Annotated in this window: 17 protein-coding genes; 11 read left to right on the top strand and 6 right to left on the bottom strand. The window is 33.4% G+C overall.

All coding sequences use genetic code 11. The annotated features are described in order from the left end of the window. Positions 1-161: 161 nt before the first annotated feature. Entirely contained in the window at positions 162-1,325 is a 1,164-nt protein-coding gene (locus SD960_RS13830) for a THUMP domain-containing class I SAM-dependent RNA methyltransferase (protein ID WP_318803998.1), read from the bottom strand. A 131-nt stretch (positions 1,326-1,456) separates the two neighbouring features. Between SD960_RS13830 and SD960_RS13825 the strand changes: the two genes are divergently transcribed. Then, positions 1,457-2,221: a class I SAM-dependent methyltransferase gene (locus SD960_RS13825; RefSeq protein WP_318803996.1), complete on the top strand. Its 765-nt coding sequence runs from the start codon at positions 1,457-1,459 to the stop codon at positions 2,219-2,221. 94 nt (positions 2,222-2,315) lie between these two features. After that, positions 2,316-2,984 (top strand): ZIP family metal transporter, encoded by a 669-nt coding sequence (locus tag SD960_RS13820; RefSeq protein ID WP_318803994.1) that lies wholly within the window; start codon positions 2,316-2,318, stop codon positions 2,982-2,984. 185 nt (positions 2,985-3,169) lie between these two features. On the opposite strand, the gene SD960_RS13815 is transcribed toward SD960_RS13820, so the two are convergent. After that, positions 3,170-5,554: a TonB-dependent receptor domain-containing protein gene (locus SD960_RS13815; protein ID WP_318803992.1), complete on the bottom strand. Its 2,385-nt coding sequence runs from the start codon at positions 5,552-5,554 to the stop codon at positions 3,170-3,172. A 156-nt stretch (positions 5,555-5,710) separates the two neighbouring features. Beyond that, on the bottom strand, positions 5,711-6,850 hold the full coding sequence (locus SD960_RS13810) for a helix-turn-helix domain-containing protein (RefSeq protein WP_318803989.1): 1,140 nt from the start codon (positions 6,848-6,850) through the stop codon (positions 5,711-5,713). 177 nt (positions 6,851-7,027) lie between these two features. Between SD960_RS13810 and murQ the strand changes: the two genes are divergently transcribed. From murQ to SD960_RS13765, 9 genes are all read left to right on the top strand, one after another. Next, complete coding sequence (murQ, locus tag SD960_RS13805) at positions 7,028-7,840, top strand: N-acetylmuramic acid 6-phosphate etherase (protein ID WP_318803987.1); 813 nt, start codon at positions 7,028-7,030, stop codon at positions 7,838-7,840. 291 nt (positions 7,841-8,131) lie between these two features. Further along, positions 8,132-8,353 carry a DUF6095 family protein gene (locus tag SD960_RS13800; RefSeq protein WP_318803985.1) on the top strand — a complete coding sequence of 74 codons (222 nt, stop codon included), beginning with the start codon at positions 8,132-8,134 and terminating at the stop codon, positions 8,351-8,353. An 88-nt stretch (positions 8,354-8,441) separates the two neighbouring features. Beyond that, positions 8,442-9,014 carry a pentapeptide repeat-containing protein gene (locus SD960_RS13795; protein ID WP_318803982.1) on the top strand — a complete coding sequence of 191 codons (573 nt, stop codon included), beginning with the start codon at positions 8,442-8,444 and terminating at the stop codon, positions 9,012-9,014. A 219-nt stretch (positions 9,015-9,233) separates the two neighbouring features. Continuing rightward, positions 9,234-9,806, top strand: a complete 573-nt coding sequence (locus SD960_RS13790; protein ID WP_318803979.1) for a DUF1572 family protein — start codon at positions 9,234-9,236, stop codon at positions 9,804-9,806. Positions 9,807-9,896: 90 nt separating this feature from the next. Further along, positions 9,897-10,268 carry a hypothetical protein gene (locus SD960_RS13785; protein ID WP_042564570.1) on the top strand — a complete coding sequence of 124 codons (372 nt, stop codon included), beginning with the start codon at positions 9,897-9,899 and terminating at the stop codon, positions 10,266-10,268. 146 nt (positions 10,269-10,414) lie between these two features. Next, positions 10,415-12,334 (top strand): DUF294 nucleotidyltransferase-like domain-containing protein, encoded by a 1,920-nt coding sequence (locus SD960_RS13780; RefSeq protein WP_318803974.1) that lies wholly within the window; start codon positions 10,415-10,417, stop codon positions 12,332-12,334. A 2-nt stretch (positions 12,335-12,336) separates the two neighbouring features. Beyond that, positions 12,337-12,963 (top strand): 3'-5' exonuclease, encoded by a 627-nt coding sequence (locus SD960_RS13775; RefSeq protein ID WP_318803971.1) that lies wholly within the window; start codon positions 12,337-12,339, stop codon positions 12,961-12,963. Between the two features lie 158 nt (positions 12,964-13,121). Continuing rightward, on the top strand, positions 13,122-14,606 hold the full coding sequence (locus SD960_RS13770) for an alkaline phosphatase PhoX (RefSeq protein WP_318803969.1): 1,485 nt from the start codon (positions 13,122-13,124) through the stop codon (positions 14,604-14,606). Between the two features lie 67 nt (positions 14,607-14,673). Then, entirely contained in the window at positions 14,674-16,458 is a 1,785-nt protein-coding gene (locus SD960_RS13765; RefSeq protein WP_318803967.1) for a cytochrome-c peroxidase, read from the top strand. Between the two features lie 49 nt (positions 16,459-16,507). Here SD960_RS13765 and SD960_RS13760 read toward each other — a convergent pair whose 3' ends face one another. The 3 genes from SD960_RS13760 to SD960_RS13750 are packed head-to-tail and all read right to left on the bottom strand — an operon-like array spanning position 16,508 to position 22,245. Continuing rightward, positions 16,508-19,225, bottom strand: coding sequence for a DNA gyrase/topoisomerase IV subunit A (locus SD960_RS13760; protein ID WP_318803966.1), 2,718 nt, complete (start codon positions 19,223-19,225; stop codon positions 16,508-16,510). A gap of 31 nt (positions 19,226-19,256) precedes the next feature. Then, a complete protein-coding gene (locus tag SD960_RS13755; RefSeq protein ID WP_318803964.1) occupies positions 19,257-20,351 on the bottom strand; it encodes a PDDEXK nuclease domain-containing protein in 1,095 nt (364 codons plus the stop codon). A 19-nt stretch (positions 20,352-20,370) separates the two neighbouring features. Next, the gene (locus SD960_RS13750; RefSeq protein WP_318803961.1) at positions 20,371-22,245 is read right to left on the bottom strand and encodes a DNA topoisomerase IV subunit B; all 1,875 of its coding nucleotides are present in this window, start codon (positions 22,243-22,245) and stop codon (positions 20,371-20,373) included. Positions 22,246-22,348 lie beyond the last annotated feature (103 nt).

Below are 22,348 nucleotides of genomic sequence, written 5' to 3'. Positions count from 1 at the left end.
TTACAAAGGTTCAGAGGGACAAAGGTTTTTTTTCCAACTTTGAAGCTTTGTGGTTTTGAACTTAGTTAACTTGTAGTTTTTTTGAGATTCAAATTATACAGATTCAAAGCAACAATGTTTTTTCTTCACCTTTGCTCCTCTGAACCTTTGAGCCTCTGTGCCTATTCAGAAACCTGAAACTTCGTTCTCTTACTTCCTTCGTACATTTCGTATTTTACCAAACGTGCTTCAAGGCTTGCGTTGAAAAGTTTGATTTTTCTTGATGGTTTTAAACCCACAAATTTTAGTGCTTCAAGATTTGCTGTGATAAACCAGGCATTTGTTCCCGGATAACTTTTCTTTAGAGTATCACCGATATTTTTGTAGAATTCTTCCATGTGAATATCCAGACGCTCATCATAAGGCGGATTAAAAACCATATGCAATTTTCCTTCTACCGCTTTTTCGGTATCAAAAAAGTTATCTTCAGAAATCGTAACATAATCGTCTAGATTCGCATTTTTGATATTGTCTTTGGCTTTATTAACCGCACTCGGCGCTTTATCAAAACCTTTAATGGTATAATGAAACTCTTTAGTTTTTTTCATTAAACTGTTTACAATCTGATCAAATAAATCATTATCCCAGTCTTTCCATTTTTCAAAAGCAAATTCTTTTCTGTTGATATTTGCCGGAATATTACAAGCAATCATAGCTGCTTCTGCAAGGAAAGTTCCAGATCCACACATTGGGTCTAAGAAGTGACTTTGTCCTTCCCAACCTGATAATAACAAAATTCCTGCCGCCAAAACCTCGTTGATTGGTGCAATATTCGTAGCCGTTCTGTAGCCACGCTGATGCAATGAATTTCCTGAGGTATCCAAAGCAACCGAAACCTGATCTTTATCGATATGAATGTTGATTCTTAAATCCGGAAAAGCTTTATCAATACTTGGGCGTTGTCCCGTTCTTTCTCTAAACTGGTCCACAATAGCATCTTTACATTTTTGAGAAACGAACTCAGAGTGGTTAAAATATGTTGAATGCACCGTTGCATCAATTACAAAAGTTTGGTTGGCATTTAATAATTTCGACCAGTTTACGCCCGAAATTCCTTTATATAAAGCCTGTTCGTTATTCGCTCTAAATGAGTAAATTGGTTTTAAAACCTTAAGCGCAGTTCTTAGCGATAAATTGGCTTTGTACATAAAACCTTTATCGCCCTTAAAGCTCACCATTCGCACTCCTTTTTCGACATCCTGCGCACCAAGCGCACGCAATTCTTGTTCTAATATTTCTTCAAAACCAAAAAAACATTTGGCTATCATTCTAAAATTTTCTTCCATCTTTATTTTTGTTTAAAAAAAACTCCGATCGCATACACACATCTGATTATTCAGGTATCGTCACGAAATAGTTATTTTTCGGCAAAAATACACTAAATTTGCCGGACTTTGAATTAATTGAAATAGAATAAATGTCTGAAGCACCAAACTCATCAACACCAAATCAGGAGCGTAACACCGAAAACTGGTTTACATCATGGTTTGATACTCCGTATTATCACATTCTTTATAAAGACCGAAATTACAGAGAAGCGCAGATTTTTATGGATAATCTAACGCATTATTTAAACCTGCCCGAAAAAGCAAAAGTTCTTGATTTAGCTTGCGGAAAAGGACGTCATTCTATTTATTTAAATCAGCTTGGGTTTAATGTTTTAGGAGCAGATTTATCTGAAAACAGTATTGCCGAAGCCAATAAAAACAGCAACGAAACCCTTCATTTTAAAGTGCATGATATGCGCGAACCTTTTGAAGAAAAATTCGATGCTATTTTTAATCTGTTTACCAGTTTTGGCTATTTCGAAAGCGACGATGATAACTTAACAACTTTAAAAGCCATTAAAGAAAGCTTATCAGAATATGGTTTTGCAGTGATCGATTTTATGAATGTGACAAACGTAATCGAAACTTTAGTTCCCGAAGAAGTAAAAACAGTTGACGGAATCGATTTTAAAATAAAAAGATATGTTCAGGACGGTCATATTTTTAAGGAAATAGATTTTGAAGATCAAGGTAAAAAGTACCATTTTACTGAAAAAGTAAAAGCTTTAACCCTAAAAGATTTTGAAGAATTAATGGCCGAAGCCGGCATTTTTCTATTAGATATTTTTGGAGACTACAAACTCAAAAAATTCCACAAAACCGAAAGCGAACGATTAATCATGATTTTTAAGTAGGTTTAATTGTTTAACTGTTAATTTGTTTAATCGATTTAAGCAAAGTAACAAAACCGATTAAACGATTTAAACAAAAAAACGATTAAACAAAATAATGAACTACCTTTTACCCTTATTTTCTGTACTTCTGGGCTATGCTGTGGCTTTGTTTTTAAAACCCAAAAACAAAACCAATCTAAAACTATTATTGGCATTTAGTGGTTCATTTTTATTATCGTTAACCGTAATGCATTTATTGCCTGAAGTTTACGAATCTCATAATCACAATATTGGTTTATTCATAATGGTCGGAATTTTATTCCAGATCATTTTGGAGTTTTTCTCAAAAGGTGCCGAACACGGACACGTTCACGGGCATGCACAAATGTCGCAAATTCCGTGGTTATTATTTATTAGTTTGTGTGTTCATGCTTTTCTTGAAGGTTTTCCCGTAAGTCATCATCATGGTTTAGCGGTTGGAATTGCAATTCATCATTTGCCAATTGCCGTAATTCTAACGACTTTTTTCATCAATGCAGGTTTAAACAAAAAAGCCATTTTTGCTTTTATGCTCACTTTCGCTATCATGACGCCGCTTGGCACAATTGCTTCAGAATATTTATCTTTTTTAAATCAATATTATACTGAAATTACTGCGATCGTAATTGGTATTTTATTTCATATTTCATCGACCATTATTTTCGAAAGCAGCGAAGGGCATAAATTTAATGTTGCCAAAGTTTCAATGATTGTCCTGGGAATTTTACTTGCATTTCTATTATAATTAGGGCGTGACCAAATTCACAAAAGGCGCTATTTAGCAAACCGCTTATGTGCGCCTTTCGCAAATTCGGTCGGGCTATCCGCGCTACTTCGGTAGCCAGCTCCTATCCCTCACGCAAAATGAAGTTTCAGGTTTCAAGTTTCAAGTAAAAAATTATCTAATTGACTCATTTTCTAATCGACTACTTATTTAGTTCTCTTCTTCTCCTCTTTATTCCCAAAATCTCTTTCCTGAACTTTTATTTTTTTGTTTCCGAAGTTATAAGTCGCAGATAATCTGAGAAATCTGTTACTTTCATTTTGACTGTAAACCTGAGTAACACCGTTTACCACAGATTTATAATCTTTTAAATAAGAAGTATTAAAAATATCATTGACAAGAAAACTTAATTGTAAATTATTTTTAAGAAAACTTTGTCTTACCGCAAGATTTAAACCTGCCATATATCCAATTTCATATAAACCTTTTTTAAACGGAGAGCTATAAAAGTATTCGACTTGCAATTTTGTTGTTTCACCCAACGAAAAAGTATTTTCTGTAGTAAAATAAAGCTGTGCGTTATTTGAAGGAACAGCATTTATATTCGAAATAAAAGTAGTTTTTGATCCTAAAAGATAAACAGAACTTTGCGTTTCGAACCAATTTGTAACTTCAGCAGCGTAACTCTCTCCAATTCCAAATGAACTTTCATTAAAATAGTTTTCTCTGCTTATAATTTGCGTATTTGTCTCTGGATTTGACCTAAAAATAACACCATAACCATCATTTATAACATTAAAGAAAATATTGGTTCTCAAATTCTTTTTGTACGAATACGTAAAATCAAAATTATTGCTAAATGAAGGTTTCAAAAAAGGATTTCCCTCAGAATAACTATTACTGTTAATATAAGTACGAAACGGATTCAATAAACCAAATCCCGGACGATTAATACGTTTTCCGTAAGTAAAATTCAGGCCGTGATTAACATTCAATTTATAATCTAAATAAAGACTAGGAAACAACTTTAGATAATTATTGGTTACTTCCTGGCTTAAAGTTCCAGAATACCCGTTTGTCTGTGTATTTTCGGCGCGTAAACCCAATTGAACACTTAATTTTTCATTCATTTTTTTATCAACATTCATATAAACTGCCTGATTATTTTCTGTGTATTCAAATACATTCGACTGATTGGGATCTAACACCGGATTTCCTGTAATTGTATTATAGTAGAAAACATTACTATTACTTTTTATAAAACTTGCTTTTGCACCATAAGATAAATTCATAAATGCTATTGGATGTTCCATATCAGCCTTAATACTATAATTATCAATATTTTGTTTAGAATTATTTCGCGCAGATTGATTGGTGTTTTGATATGTTCCGTCTGGTGAATATGAATTTGCCGTAAAATTTTTATCGAATTTAGAATCGTATGTAAAATAATCCAGATCGATACTAAATTTTCTGCCAATAGTATCTAATTTCGAAACCAAATGCGCATTATAAGTCTGACTTCCAGAATATTTATTATTGAAACCGTTATTTACTAACAATGAATCGACCGAATTTTGATTATTGAAAATTTTAATCACCGTATTAGATTTCATATCCGGATTATATCTTTCGTTTAAATACTGAAATCCAATTGTTGTTTTATCCGAAACATCATAATCCAATGAAAAACGACCCGAAAGATTATTCTCTTTTTGTTTTGAATCATCTCGTAATTGCCAAAGTCCATTTGGATAATTGATGTCTAAATCCTCTGTACTTCTGCTATTTCCAAGACGGCCATTTACGCTGGCAGCAAATCTGAATTTGTTTTTATTGTGAAAAAAACTATTTCTAAGCGTATAAATTCCGTACGTATTTTGATCGTAAGACAGAATAGAAGTATTTTTCCAGGAATCACGAATTCCTTTTTTCATAATAATATTAATGATTCCGCCAGAGCCGTTTGCCTCATATTTTGCCGGAGGATTTGCAATGATTTCGATACTTTTAATATCACTTGCCGAAATTGATTTCAAAAAATCATTCAATTCTTCACCAGATAATTCGATCATTCTTCCGTCGATCATTACTCTCGACGCGCCTTTTCCTAATATATTTATGGCACTGCTTTGTACCACAACGCCCGGCGCCGTATTTATCGCAGTTAATGCGTCTCCGCCCGCAGTCGAAATATTATTTTCGACATTATAAACCACACGATCTATTTTTTGTTCGACAATATTCTTTTGGGTTTTAATGACAACTTCATTCAAATTCGTTGCGCTTTCTTTTAAAGAAATAATTCCCAAATCTAAATCACTTTCTACTGAAATTTCTCTTTGAAAATCTGTAAATCCTAAAAGACTTATTTCTATTTTATAAAAACCTTTTTTAATATTGATTTCAAAAGTTCCGTCTTGTTTTGTTGTAATTCCGTCAATAATTTTTCCTTCTGCATTTAGTATTGAAACATCTGCCCATTCCAGCGGATTTGATGAATTCGTTACTTTTCCTTTTAATGCAAATGTTGATTGTGCCAAACAAAATAAAGGCAATAATAAAAAGATTAGGAGGTTTGCTTTTTTCATGATTCTAATTTTAAACTTGTTCAATTAATTTGAAGCAAAGTTGCCTTAGAAATTTCCCGGAATCGACCGACAAAAAAAAGTCGAACCATTTTCCTGAGAGGAAATTGGTTCGACTTTATTGGGTATGGCGTTCGACTTTTTACAAAATACTTATTTTCAACTGTTTCTATACTCAGTTGGTGTAAGTCTTGTATATTTTTTAAATGAAGTATTAAAAGATGATTTCGAATTAAAACCTACTTCGTATAATATTTCCAAAATGGTTAAATCATTCTTTGACTTATCTTTTAAAATATTCATTGCTTTTTGAATGCGATATTCGTTTACAAAATCAAAAAAATGCTGATCCATATGATGATTAATCAAAACTGATAAATCACGAACGGGAATATTTATTTGATTGGCCAATTCCTGAATCGTAAGCGAAGGATCCAGATAAGGTTTTTGATCAGCCATATATTGTTTTAACAGTAAAATTTGAGCTGTAATTTCATCGTTTTGATTCTCTTTTTCAAAAGTCTTATTTTCTTCTTTAGGAAGAATGTCTTTCGTTAATTGCAATTTAGAATTAATTCCTCTAAAAAGTTCCGGATGATTCATTGCCTTCAAAATAAACCAGCACGTTACGAACAAAGCGACACTTCCTACCAAAACATTTGCCCAAATAAAAGCTTCATCGAAATTGGTGTATCGCAACATACTTTTTAAAGCAACAAGCGAATGTGCAGCAAGAAAAACCGATGTCATTTGAAAAAGCCATTTATAAGTTGAAGTACTTGGATTTGTGTAATTCTCCAGATATATTTCTCTGTATTTTTTCAAAATCAAAAAGACACTTATAATGTAAAATAAATACTGAATTTCGACTAAAACATGAAAAAAGTACATTTCAGGAGATTGATCATGAAACTGAAAGAAATTCAATTTATCAATACCCGACGCAAAATAAAACCTGGGAACAAAAACCAAATTCACTATTATAAATGGAATTGTATGAACTAAATGTTTCCATTTTAAACGGAAATCACTATAACAAACCGCTAATACATAAAGATAAAACAAAGGCATTTCAAGCAGGCAGGTTGTCCACCTAAAAATCTCCAGATCAAGATAATTACTAAGATAATCGTAAACGAAAAATCCGCTGAGATCGACTGCCGTTAAAATAAAAAAACATGCAAATAACCGGTTTGCTAATTTATTTTCTGTTTTTACAGTTAATAAAAAGAAAGATAATAACAGGGAAACAAAAACTGCCATCCATGCAATACCATTCAAAAAACTTAATTTATCCATTTGTCCTTTATATTTAACAAATATAATATTTTAGTTCGTTCAGCAAGGTTTTGAAAAAGTATTCATAGAAAAGAAAAGTCACTGAAAAAGTTTAAAATCGTGATGAGTTTACTTTCTAATTTTTCCCGATTTGCCATAAAAAAGTTTAATTTTGGAGGATAACTATTTCTACAAAAAATGACATTTACTAAAACCACAGAACAAGCATCAAAATACGAACATTTAGAAAAAATGTCGGTTCATGAATTGCTAACGAATATCAATAATGAAGATAAAACCGTTCCTAATGCAGTCGAAAAAGCGATTCCGCAAATTGAAGCTTTAGTGGCTCAGGTTGTTGCTAAATTAAAACTGGGCGGACGAATATTTTACATCGGCGCCGGAACTTCAGGACGTTTGGGCGTTGTTGATGCATCAGAATGTCCTCCAACTTTTGGTGTTCCGTTTGATTTGGTAAACGGAATTATTGCCGGTGGCGACACTGCCATTCGTCGTGCTGTAGAAAATGCCGAAGACAACGCCACTCAAGCCTGGATTGATTTGCAGACAAATAATATTGGCGCAAATGATGTCGTTATCGGGATTGCTGCTTCTGGAACCACTCCGTACGTTATTGGCGGTTTAGATACTTGTAATCAAAATAATATCCTTACGGGATGTATTACAAATAATGCGGGAAGTCCGCTGGCTTTAACGGCTCAGTTTCCTGTTGAAGTTGTGGTTGGTCCTGAATTCGTTACCGGAAGTTCGAGAATGAAAGCCGGAACTGCTCAGAAATTAGTTTTAAACATGATTTCGACTGCAGCTATGATTCAGCTTGGAAAAGTAAAAGGAAATAAAATGGTCGATATGCAATTGAGTAATATCAAATTGGTCGATCGCGGCGTAAAAATGATTATGGGAGAAATTCCAGTTTCGTACGAAGAAGGGTCTGAATTATTGAAGAAATACGGCAGCGTTAGGAATGCTGTTGACAATTATAATAAATAAAATGCTAGCTTAACTGCATGCTATTTTACCGCAAAGTCGCAAAGGTTTTTCGCAAAGTTCGCTAAGATTAGCTTAAAAACAAGTTTCTTAAGGTCGCAAAGTAACCACAATCTTGTCATCCCGAGGAACGAGGGATCTTCGTAATTAACTCGCCATAGATGGTAATTTACTTTACGGAGTTTCTTGTGAAGATCCTTCCTCCGTCAGGATGACAAAAATGAGCAGATTTCGCAAGTAAACCTGAAACTAAAAAAACCTGAAACCTGAAACTTTTCAAAACAAAAAATTAAAATGGCAACAAATAAAGAATTACTAGGAAAAGGCGTTAAATATCTATCGGGTTCATTGCCGCTATTATTTATTGGACCTTCCTTAATATATAATGCTTTTCAGAATCAGCATACAAACTGGCATTATCTGGTTTTAGGAATTGGAATTGTAGCTTGTTTAAGTGCTATGTTTTTAATTTTTTATGGATTGAAAATTATTATGAAGGGTTTGTTTAATGACTAATTTTCCATATCAGTAAACCTGACAGGTTTTTAAAACCTGTCAGGTTTATCGCTACTACAATTTCAAATATTATAATTACCAGATACAAATGGAAAGCCTAATTCACATTCAGAAAACATTCGAGAAAGTCGTATACATCGACAAAAAAATAAACAATCGGGAGTTTGAAGATTGTGTGTTTAAAAACTGTGATTTCTCTAACAGTAATTTTGCTTACAATACTTTTTTAGACTGCGAATTTATCGATTGCAATTTGTCTATGACAAGTTTATTCAGCACGAGTTTGAAGAATGTGACTTTCAAAAATTGTAAACTTCTTGGAATCGCTTTTAATGAATGTGATGATTTTTTATTCCAGGTTTATTTTGAAGAATGCACTTTGGATTATGCTATTTTTTCGAATAAAAAAATGCCTAAAACCAAGTTTATAAATTGCTCGGTTAGAGAAGTAACCTTCATCGGAACCAATTTAACGAGTTCGGTTTTTGATAATTGCAATCTGGAAGGTGCTATTTTTAATGATACACAATTGGCGGCAGTAAATTTTAAAACCGCCTACAATTATAAAATAGATCCGGAATTTAATCCGATGAGAAAAGCGCAATTTTCGAATGATGGAATTGTGGGATTATTGGACAAATACGATATCAAGATTGTTTGATTTCGTTTAGATTATACCACCTCTACGAGGCTAAATCAACTTGAAATAAATAATTTTCTATAAATATTATACTCCTAAAGGAGTTTGTATTTAACAGTTTTGATTATAATTTTCTAATAAAAGTAATACCCCGGCGGGGTAACATATTTATAGAAAACAACAAATTTATTGCTAACAGCTCCATCGGAGCGAAATGTTAATTTCTTTAAATATCAAATTATGGAAGCAACTAAATCCTATTTAGAAAGCGTTAAAAAGCAGTTTTTGTATTATAAAATGCTCGGCGAAAAATCCATCGAACAATTAGAGCCTGAACAGCTTTTTGTTTCTGTAAATGAAGACACCAATAGTATTGCAACAATTATAAAACACATTTCGGGCAATATGTTATCGCGCTGGACGGACTTTCTCACATCAGATGGTGAAAAAGAATGGCGCAATCGTGATGCTGAGTTCGAAAATGATTTACAATCTAAAGAAGAAGTTCTTGAGATTTGGAACAAAGGCTGGGATTGTTTTCTTGGTGCGTTAAACGGTTTAAACCCTGAACAGCTTTCGGATATTATTTATATTCGAAATGAAGGTCATACCGTTATTGAAGCCATAAATCGTCAATTGGCTCATTATCCTTATCATGTGGGGCAGATTGTTTTTTATGCGAAACAATTGAAAAATGGAGATTGGGATAGTTTATCAATTCCGAAAAATAAATCAGGAAATTACAATGCTGAAAAGTTTGCCAAAGAAAAAGAAATCAAGAACTTTACCGATGATGAATTGAAACGATTTTAGATTTTAGAATTCAGATTTTAGATTTAACTTCTAACATTTAACCTTTAACTTTTACTTCCAGACAGCTCCTAAAAACAACTTAAATTTAAAATGAAAAAAATTATATTCCTTTTACCGTTAGTCACATTATTCTCCTGTTATAACGCAGAACACAATTGCAAAGATTTTAAAACCGGAAAATTCAAATTTGAGTTTGAAGTAAATGGCGTTAAAAAAACAACTGTTTTTGAACGTAAAGACAATATTGAAATCGAGACTTTTGAAGGAAAAACAGACACATCAACAATTCGCTGGGTAAGTGATTGCGAATATGTTTTGCAGAAAAAACACCCAAAAAACATGGCTGAGGAAAAAGCAATCAGCATGAAGATTTTAAATACTTCTAAAGATTCTTATACTTTTGAATTTGGAATGGTGGGTTCTGAAGAAAAACAACGTGGGAAGGTTTATAAAATTGATTAAATAAACTACTAATTCTGCCACAAAGGCACAAAGACGCAAAGTTTATATCTTTGTGTTTTTGTGCCTTTTTTGTAAAACATAAATATTTTAATGTGTTTCTTTTACATTTCTATTTTAAATGTTAAATTACAACTCAAATCTTACACATGAAAAACACGATTTCACATAGAGTTGCCGACTTTTTAAAGGATTATCCACCTTTTAATTTTATGCATCAAAAGGATCTTGAAAAATTATCTGAGCAAATTTCTATTGTTTACAAAGATAAAGATGCTATTATTTTTGCAGAAAATGATAAAACGCACGATTCTTTTTATGTGGTTCATAAAGGGGCAATTGCACTTAAAAAAAGTTCTAAAAACAATGTTTTGGACATGTGTGATGAAGGTGATATTTTTGGCTTGCGTCCGCTTTTAGCACAGGAAAATTATATTATGGAAGCCGTGGCACATGAAGAAAGTATTCTTTATGCGATTCCAATTGCTGTTTTTAAACCTTATGCGCTGGAGAACAGAAATGTTGGTAATTTCCTGATTGAAAGTTACGCCTCCAATACCCGCAATCCTTATTCGGATATTCATAAAGATAAATTATACGGCGACGATTTAGGAAACGACAATTTACATTCTACAAAAGATTCTTTCGATTTACAACCTATAAAATATTCGAAGAAAATTGTGACTTGCAGTCCGTCGACAACGGCAAGAGATATTGCAAAAATAATGAATAAGAAAAAAGTCGGGGCAATTTTGATTGTTGATGAAATGCTTCCGATTGGTATTATTACGGATAAAGATTTACGTAATAAAATTGTTACCGGTGATTATTCGATCCTAACCACGGCGGAAACCATTATGACGAAGCCAGTCGTGACATATCCTAAGAAAATGACGGTTACAGAGGCGCAAATGGCAATGATGAAAAGCAACATCAACTATTTATGCCTTACAAAAGACGGAACTGTAAATACAAAAGCGGTTGGTATTTTATCTAAACATGATGTAATGGTGGCGTTGGGTAATAATCCTGCTGTTTTGATAAAAGCTTTAAAAAGAGCTAAAAAAGCAAAGGAAATTAAACCTATCCGTGCCAGAATCATGCAATTGCTTCAGGGATATTTAGATCAAAATATTCCGATGACCTTGATTTCTAAAATCATAACCGAATTGAACGAAGCCTGTACAACGCGCGTTATTGAAATTTGTATCGAAAAAATGAGCAGTCCGCCACCGGTAAAATTTGCATGGCTGGCACTAGGAAGTCAAGGGAGAAGCGAGCAAATGCTGCATACGGATCAGGATAATGCAATTGTATATGAAAATGTGTCGGAAGTTTTTAGGGATGAAACAAAAGTTTATTTTTTAAAATTTGCCGCTCTCGTTAACAAAGGTCTTTTTGATATTGGCTACGATTATTGCCCTGCAGAAATGATGGCTTCGAATCCAAAATGGTGTATGAGTCTGGACGAATGGAAAAGCCAAGTGCATCATTGGATTACGAATCCGGGAAAAAATGAGGTTTTATTATCTTTTATTTTCTTCGATTACAGTGTAACTTATGGTGATACAGAGCTTACTAATGAACTTTCTGATTTTATTTTTGAAAATGTAAAAGCAAACCCTATTTTTTATGTTCACTTAGTGAGTGGCGCTTTACAGAGTCCTTCGCCAACGGGTTTTTTTAGACAATTTCTGGTAGAACAAGATGGTGCAAATAAGGATAATTTTGATATTAAAAGACGTGCTTTAATGCCACTTACTGATGCTGCACGTGTTTTGATTTTATCGCATTCGGTTAAATCAATCAGTAATACAGCGGAGCGTTTTGAAAAATTGGCCGAACTGGAACCCAACAATAGAGAACTGTATTTATCCTGCTCTTATTCGTTTAAAGCGCTATTGAAATTTAGAACAAAACAAGGACTTTTACATAATGATTCGGGGCAATTTATAGCGTTGGAATCTTTATCAAAAATGGAAAAAATAAAACTCAAAAGGACTTTTAAAACAATCAAGGAACTTCAGGAATTGATTAGTGTTAGATTTAATGTTTCAAATGTGGTATAAATATGAGTTTATTTAATTTTTGGAAAAAAGAAGATAATTTATTTGATGAAAATATCAGTATTGAAGAAACGAGATTTGTAGTTTTAGATACAGAAACTACCGGCTTTGATTATGATAATGACAGAATCCTTTGCATTGGCGCCTTAGTTTTGCAAAATAATATGATATCGATTCAGGATAGTTTCGAAGTTTACATTCAACAAGATCATTATGATAAATCGACTGCTCAGATTCACGGTATTTTGAAAGATTTTGTCTTAAAACGCCCTAATGAATTAGAAGCTTTGCAGCAATTTTTGACCTATTTAGGCGATTCTATTATTATCGCACACCATACTATTTTTGATGTTACAATGATCAATAAAGCCCTGGAAAGAAATGGCTTACCAGCTTTAACCAACAAAACTTTAGATACGGCACATTTGTATAAAAAGACTTTAATTAAATCGCATTTATTTGAAAGAAAAGATCATTATACCTTAGATGATCTTGCTGATAAATTTGATATTTCAAAAAAAGACAGGCATACCGCTTTAGGCGATGCTTATATTACTGCTATTGCGTTTTTGAAGATTGTAAAGAAATTAAAAGAGAAAAAAGAGATTAATTTGAATCAGATTTTTAAATAATTTGCATTTTTTTTATGAAGCTAAAATTTACATTTAGCACAACTTATTTACCATTTAGTAATATATACCTTATTTTTATTAGCAAAAAGAAAAAACTGGCATAACATCTATATTGATTTTGAAAGATAGCTTTGTTAAAAAACAAAAAACAAACTATTATGAAATTTAATTTTTTAAAATCAGTAGCATTACTGGGATTTACAGGACTTTCTGTAATTAGCTGCCAAAATGATGATTCAAAAGACTCTTCTAACGATGTAAATGCAGATATTGATTTTACATCACATTCAAAAGTTCCTGCTTTTGTTTATCCAATGACAGGTTTCGAAAATCTTAAAATCAGTACTTTAATCAGTACTACCGATGTTTTACCAGAATCCCCTGCTTTTATTTACGGCGCTCAGCCTGACGGTGCAGGATTAATGAAAAATCCAACCGAAGAAGGTTACATTATGATTACGAATCACGAAATTTTGCAATCGGTTTCGCGAGTTTATCTTGATAAAACTTTTAAACCTGTAAAAGGAGATTATCTTGTGGATGGAATTGGCGGATTAACACGTTTGTGTTCTGCAACTTTGGTAACTCCTGAGGTTCATGGATTTGGCCCTATCTTTTTAACCGCTGGAGAAAGTGGTCAGGAAAGTATGGTTCACGGAATTAATCCGCTGGGATTGTCTACAGACAAAAGCAGAACCGACAGAGTTTTACCTGCTTTAGGAAAAGCAAGTATGGAAAACGCTGTTCCGTTACCAAAAGAAGCATATCCCGGAAAAACAGTTATATTAATTGGTGAAGATCAATCGTATGCAACTTCTCACGCAAGTGCCGGTCAGTTAATTATGTATATGAGCAATACCGTTGGTGATCTATCTAACGGAAAATTATATGCTTTAAAAAGAACAGACGGAAATCAGGTAGAAACTACAATGACTTTAAACAATTCATATCCAGTTTCATTTGTAGAAATTCCAGATGCTAAAAACTTAACCGGTGCTGTAATTAATACAACTGTAAATTCCTTGGGTGCAATCCGTTTTTCAAGAGTCGAAGACGTTGATTACCGAAAAGGCAGTGCGAGCAATAATAGAGAGGTTTATTTTACGGCTACAGGTCAGGCAGCTTCAAACGTTCCTGTTGATGGCTACACAATGTGGGGAAGAGTTTATAAATTAAAAATGGATGCCAATGATCCTTTAAAAGGAACATTAGAACTGGCCGTTGAAGGTGACAGTACTCCAGGAACCGGAATCATTAATCCTGATAATCTATGTGTTACAGAAAATTACGTTTACATCCAGGAAGATGGTGACAGCTATTATGCCGATGCAAAACACGATTCTTATATCTGGCAATATAATATCGCTTCAAAACAAAATAAGCCTTGGTTAAACATGAACCATAAAAGAACAGATGCAGCTTGGAATACATTGTACAACCAAACGGGTGAAATGAGATTTGGAAGCTGGGAATTTGGTGCAATGGAAGATATCTCAGATATTATTGGTGTTCCGGATACTTTTACGGTAAATATTCATCCTCATACCTGGCAAAGCGATGCATTTAAAAATGCAGATGGTTCAGGAATCAATACAAATAAAGAAGGCGGTCAGACTGTAATTATCAGAAACGTACAGCGTTAATCTTTTTAATCTAAATAATTCAACCCTTATTTTAAAAATAAGGGTTGTTTTCTTTTATAGTAATATTATGAAATTGAAATATTTTATTCTTCTCTTTTTATCACTTTGTTTGTTTTTTTCATGCAAAGAAAATAAGGTTTCACAAACCACTATTAAACAGGATTTATTAGTTGATTTAAGCAAACTAAACACCGAAATTGAAAAATTTCTAAGTCTTGTAGATCACAATAAATCACAAAAAGAAATTCTGGAACAGTTTAAAAAGTCTCGTCTTGCCTATAAAAAAACAGAATGGGCGATTGAATATTTTATTCCTGAAACAGCCAGGTTTATGAATGGACCAGCATTGGACGAAATGGAACTTGAAGAAAACAAGTCGTTTGAACCCCACGGTTTTCAGGTAATAGAAGAATTGATCTATCCTGAATATGAAATTGAAAATAGAGAAAACCTCGTCAGAGAACTTAATATTTTTAAATCGAATATTAAACAGGTACAAAGCACTTTTGAAGTTATAACCATCAGTAACGATTATGTTTTAGATGCAGTACAGCAAAACGTTTACAGAATCATTGCTTTAGGAATCACCGGTTTTGACAGTCCTATTTTACAATCTTCAATTCCTGAAACCAGTCAAAGCTTAATAGGGATTCCCCTTATATTTGAAAAAATAAATTCGAAAAGTAAAACACTGGCAGATTTACAAAAGTTGGCTATTGAAGCACAAAAGTATTGTGTTGCCAATAATAACTTCGACGCTTTCAATAGGGCTTTTTTTATCACTGAGTATTTAAATCCAATTTCAAAGAAAATTAAAATTTTTCAAAAGGAAGAGCATATTAATATTGTAAACAAGAATAGTCCTTTAAAACCTACTATTGCCACTTTATTTGATAAAAATGCTTTTGATGTAAACGGATTTGTTCTTTCAAAAGATTATAATTTTACGGCTGACAAAGCAATTTTAGGAGAAAAATTATTTTATGACAAGAGCCTTTCTAAAAATAATGACAGAAGTTGTGCCTCTTGTCATCATCCTGAAAAAGCTTTTACAGATGGCTTAAAAACAAATCTTTCATTAACAGGAATCAATTTGGCAAGAAACACTCCTACACTCACGTATGCCTCATTACAAAATGCTCAATTTTGGGATATGCGTCAGTTGGATTTAGAAAAGCAAAGTGTTGATGTTATTCAAAATAAGGATGAAATGCATGGTTCTATGGAAAATATTCATGCCAAAATTTTATTAGATCAGGATTATATAAAACTCTTCAAAAAGGCATTTCCAAAAACTACAAAGCCTGAGGCATGGCAAATTCAAAATGCGATTGCCAGTTATGTGAGATCTTTAAATGCTTTTGATTCCAGATTTGATCTTTATATGAGAGGAGAAAAAAACGCATTGAATAATGAAGAAATTGAAGGAATGAACCTTTTTATGGGAAAAGCGAAATGTGCCACTTGCCATTTTACACCTTTGTTTAATGGAACTGTTCCGCCAGGCTACTCAAAAACAGAACATGAAGTTATTGGAACTCCTGCTGAAGCCAATGGAAAAAAACTGAGTCCGGATTCTGGTCGTTATTTGTATAATAAAATGCCACAGCTCATTGGAGCATTCAAAACTCCGACAGTTAGAAATATCGCAATTACAGCTCCATACATGCATAATGGAGTTTTTAAAACTCTGGAAGAAGTTGTTGATTTTTACAATAAAGGCGGTGGAAAAGGTCTGGGATATGAAGTAGAAAATCAAACACTTCCTTTTGAAGAATTAAAGTTGAAAAAAAAGGAAGAAAAAGCTCTTGTTGCCTTTATGAAAACTTTGACTGATAAAAGATATAAGTAAAAATATATTGTAAAAAAAGCGCTAAGAAAATCTTAGCGCTTTTTTAAATTTATTCTAAAACTAAACCAATCTGGCCGTCGTCGTCTAATTCTGTTTCAACCGAATCATCCTCTGAAATCTCTGGCGTTTCCGGAAGTTCTTCAACAGGCTCTTCGTAAGGTAACGGATCTAATAAATTAACTTGTTTTAGTTTTTCAGTTGTTAACTGATTCCCTAAAGCTTTAAAACCTTTTACAGCTATAAATTCCTCAACATCAATATGTAAATCTTCTTTTTGAACTCCTTTTACTTTAGCAAAAACCAATTGCGCCATCGGACGATAATCTGTCGAAACGATTTCTAATTGTGAATTTGGATGTTCTGTAATGAAACTTTCTTCTTTTCCTTCGTTTTCGACCAAAAAACGTTTCAAATAGTAACGCTCTTTTTCGCCGTCATAATAAATAGCAGAAATTGGTTTCTTAGGATTCCATTTTTCCAACACAATCATGTCTTCATCAAAATGCGTCGATAACTCCGGAATGATAACTTTCAGTTTTCCTGATTGATTAATAATCAAGATTTTATCGCTAGGCTTAAATTCACCTAATAATTCTCCTCTTGCATCAACATTTAGACGTTTTACGGTATCATCAAACCAAACTTTTCTTGGCAATAAAGTCGAAATTCCTTTTTCTTTTAATTCAATTTTCTTGATAGGATATTTGGTTACCAAATTTCCTTTTGATGCACGTCCTTTAATGGCTAATTTAGCAAAATCAATATCGAATTTCAATTTTTTGATAGTTCCAACCTGACGTAATAAAATTGTTATTACCTCAGCTTCTCCATTCGGATTATGTGAGAAATAAACCACCTGAGAACCAGCTGTTTCATTGGTCAAATCATATGGCTTATCACGTGTTACGCCCGACACATTAAAACGTTTAATGTATGAAGGTCCTGATTTTCCGTCACGATAAATCATGTTGTAAATCGTACGTTTATCACTCTTATCAAAAATAGCAACGTGAATAATATCTTTACCTACAAATGTTTTGGCATCAACTTTTGTTACCAACATTTTTCCGTCACGAAGAAATACAATAACATCATCAATATCAGAACAATCGGTAAGATATTCGTCTTTTTTTAAGCTTGTTCCAACAAAACCTTCTTCGCGATTTACGTACAATTTTGTGTTTCTTAAAACTACTTTTGTAGCCTCAACATTATCAAAAACACGAAGTTCTGTCTGGCGTTCGCGGCCTTTTCCGTATTTCTCTTTTAATTTCGTAAAATAGGCAATTGCAAAATCTGTCAGGTTTTCTAAATTATGCTCTACCTCTTTCATTTCATCCTCTAATTTAGCGATAAAATCATCGGCTTTATCAGAGTCAAAACGGGTAATACGAATCATCGGAATCTGAGTCAATCGCTGTAAATCATCGTCATTAATTTCTCTGACGAATGATTTTTTGAAAGGCTCAAAACGATCGTATAAATATTTATAAAGTGATTCCCTATCAGAATACAATTTGAAATCAATGTACATTTCTTCACGAATGAAGATTTTCTCTAAGGTTGAGAAATGCCATTTGTTTTTTAATTCTTCTAACTGAATTTCTAATTCCTGACGGAGTAAATCTACTGTTCTGTGCGTTGAAATTTTCAACATTTCAGAAACTCCAATAAACAAAGGTTTGTTATCTTCAATAACACAACCCAAAGGCGCTACAGAAGTTTCGCAAGCTGTAAAAGCAAATAAAGCATCAATAGTTTTATCTGGGGAAACGCCTGGAAACAAGTGAATTAAAATCTCAACATCAGCCGCTGTATTGTCTTCAATTTTCTTGATTTTGATTTTACCTTTATCATTGGCTTTCAAAATACTGTCAATCAAAGTAGTTGTATTGGTCGAAAACGGAATTTGCGTAATCACCAAAGTGTTCTTGTCTAATTGTGAAATTTTGGCACGAACACGAACACGCCCGCCACGAAGTCCATCATTGTAATTTGACACATCGGCAATACCTTGTGTCATGAAATCAGGATATAATGTAAAGGCTTTTCCTTTTAAAATTTTGATCGAAGCATCAATTAATTCATTGAAGTTGTGAGGCAAAACTTTAGTCGAAAGACCAACCGCAATTCCCTCTGCCCCTTGTGCCAAAAGCAACGGAAACTTTACCGGAAGATTGTTTGGTTCTGCACGACGACCATCGTATGAAACTCCCCAATCGGTAATTTTTGGCGAATATAAAACCTCCAAAGCAAACTTTGATAAACGTGCCTCGATGTAACGAGAAGCCGCCGCTCCGTCCCCCGTTAAGATATTTCCCCAGTTTCCCTGACAGTCAATCAATAAATCTTTCTGGCCAATTTGCACCATTGCATCACCAATACTTGCATCTCCGTGAGGGTGATACTGCATAGTGTGTCCTACAACATTGGCAACTTTATTATAACGACCATCATCCAACTCTTTTAAAGAGTGCATAATACGACGCTGAACCGGCTTAAAACCATCTTCAATCGCCGGAACTGCACGTTCAAGAATTACATAAGAAGCATAATCCAAAAACCAGTCTTTGTACATTCCCGTTACTTTCGTAATAACGTCTTCTCCTTCTTCTTCCTGATTCTCGTAAAAATGCTGTCCTTCAAAATGTTTAGCGTCTACGTCAATAATTTCGTCGTCTCCATCCTGATTTTCGTCAAGCTGGTTTTCATCTGAATTATTTTCGTCGTCGTTTGGAATTATGTTATCGTCTTCTTCGTCTTTCATTTATTTATATTCGAAATTATAAATTTTGATATTATTTATTCTCCAAAAGTCGTTTTAAATCTGACTCACTTGGTAATACTGTTTTATATTTGCTTGCAAAAATCTGCTCATTGTTTTCTGGTAAAGTATATTTTACTACTGCTTCACTTTTATTTTGACAAAGTACAATCCCGATAGTTTTATTTTCATCTTCCAATCGCATTTCTCTGTCATAATAGTTCACATACATTTGCATCTGCCCTAAATCCTGATGTTTTAATTCTCCTATTTTCAAATCAATAAGCACAAAACATCTCAAAATTCTATTATAAAAAACTAAATCGATTCTAAAATGCTTATCATCAAAAGTAATTCTTTGTTGTCTTCCAACAAAAGTAAAACCATGACCTAATTCTAATAAAAAGTGTTCTAACTTATTTATTATTTCTTCTTCAAGCTGTGATTCCGAATATTGAGGCAATTCAGGCAATCCTAAAAACTCTAAGATATAAGGATCTTTAATAATGTCTTTTGGTTTTTCAATAATCTGCCCTTTTTCAGAAAGTTTTAAAATTCCATCTTTGTCCCGACTCAAAGATAATCTGGTATAAAGTGCCGAATCATACTGACGTTTTAATTCCCTTACACTCCAATTGTGTTTTTCAGATTCTATCTTATAAAAACGCCTTTCTTTTTCATCCTCAATCCGCATTAAAAAAATGTAGTGCGTAAAACTCAATTTAAAAAAAGAAGACAATGTTTGATAATCAAATTCCGCAGTCACTGACTGCGCTTTTTGAGATTTGAATTCCCCAGTCAGTGACTGGGTATTTTTAATCCCTAAAATCCGAGTCAATGATTCGGATTTTGAATAAATAATATAGAATTGTCTTATTTGCTCTAAATTCCTGATAGAAAACCCTTTTCCAAACTCTTTCGTCAATTGCTGAGAAAGCCCTTTTAATAATTTTTTCCCATATTCAGCACGATCCTTTCCATTTTGCTCCTCTTCAACAATAATTCTTCCTATTTCGAAATAGGTAATTGTCATTGTTGAATTTACCGTACGCAAAACCTGTTGTCGGGCATTTTGAAGTAACTCGGCAACTTGATGAAATATAACTTTATTTTGAAGATCGTTTGGCAATATTATGTTTTTTTATTTTTTAAATAGCAACATCTTCAATTGTATCCAACTCTACCTTCAAATTCTTGATAATAAATTCTTGTCTGTCCGGGGTATTTTTCCCCATATAGAATGACAATAATTGCTCTATCGAAGTATTTTTATCCATCATAATTGGGTCAAGTCGGATCGTTTCTCCAATAAAATTCTTAAACTCATCTGGCGAAATCTCTCCCAAACCTTTAAATCGGGTAATTTCCGGTTTTGGTTTTAGTTTTTCGATGGCATCTTTTCTTTCTTCTTCAGAATAACAATAGATGGTTTCTTTTTTATTTCGAACCCTGAAAAGCGGTGTTTGCAAAATATACAAATGCCCTTCTTTGATTAATTCAGGAAAAAATTGCAAAAAGAAAGTAATCAACAACAAACGAATGTGCATTCCATCGACATCGGCATCGGTTGCGATTACGATATTGTTATAACGCAATTTTTCAAGTCCGTCTTCGATATCCAAAGCAGCTTGCAATAAATTGAATTCTTCATTTTCATACACGATTTTCTTCGTCATTCCGTAGGAATTCAACGGTTTACCACGCAAACTGAAAACGGCTTGTGTATTTACATCACGCGACTTGGTGATTGATCCGGAAGCCGAATCTCCCTCGGTAATAAAAAGCGTACTTTCTAAGTTTCTAGGGTTTTTTGTATCCGGAAGATGCGCTCTGCAATCTCTTAATTTTTTATTATGAAGATTGGCTTTCTTCGCACGATCTGTTGCTAGTTTTCTAATTCCTGATAACTCTTTTCTTTCGCGTTCGGCTTGCAAAATTTTACGCAATAAAGCTTCTGCTGTTGGCGGATTTTTATGTAAATAATTGTCAAGTTTGTTCTTAACAAAGTCATTTACAAAAGTACGAACGGAAACAGCCGGCGTTCCATCATCAGAACCCATATCTGTAGAACCTAATTTTGTTTTGGTCTGAGACTCAAAAACAGGTTCCATAACTTTAATACTAATCGCACTTACAATCGATTTACGAACGTCTGAAGCTTCAAAATTTTTGTTGTAAAACTCACGAATGGTTTTTACAATTGCTTCTCTGTAAGCCGCTAAGTGCGTTCCTCCTTGCGTTGTATTTTGTCCGTTTACAAAAGAGTGATACTCTTCGCTGTATTGTGTTTTACTGTGTGTTAAAGCGATTTCGATATCATGATCTTTCAAGTGAATGATTGGATATTCTAAATCATCTTCATTAATCGTTTCTTCTAATAAATCTCTAAGACCATTCTCAGAAATGTATTTTTCGCCATTAAAAATAATCGTCAAACCATTGTTTAGGTAACAATAGTTTTTGACCATTTTAATCACATATTCCATACGGAATTTGTAGTTTTTGAAGATCGTTTCATCTGGCGTAAAAGTTACTTTTGTTCCTTTACGTTTGGTTGTCTCAATTACATCTTCTTCTAAAACCAGGTTTCCTCCTGAAAATTCTGCTGCTTTTTGTTTGTCATCACGAACAGATTCTACTCTAAAATAATTCGAAAGTGCATTTACTGCCTTTGTTCCGACACCATTTAGACCTACAGATTTCTGGAAAGCTTTAGAATCGTACTTTCCTCCTGTGTTCATTTTCGAAACTACATCTACTACTTTTCCTAACGGAATTCCACGTCCGTAATCACGAACCGAAACCGTTTTATCTTTGATGGTAACTTCAATCGTTTTTCCGGAGCCCATGACGAACTCATCGATACAGTTATCTAAAACCTCTTTTAATAGAATATAAATACCATCATCCGGCGAAGATCCATCTCCCAATTTTCCGATATACATTCCCGGACGCATACGAATATGCTCCTTCCAGTCGAGTGATCGGATATTATCTTCGTTATATTGATTTTGCTCTAGCATAAATGAATTGGATTTTCGGCTAATGTACCATTTCTAGCTAAAAAATAAAAGCGTATTTCTTTTTTGTTATGATTAATAACAGCTTTGAATTCTATTTAAATTG

It is taken from the genome of Flavobacterium sp. MMLR14_040 (genome assembly GCF_033657265.1).
GTDB lineage: Bacteria > Bacteroidota > Bacteroidia > Flavobacteriales > Flavobacteriaceae > Flavobacterium.
The sequence above is the reverse complement of the archived record's forward strand: the minus strand, read 5'-3'. Positions and strand labels throughout refer to the sequence as shown.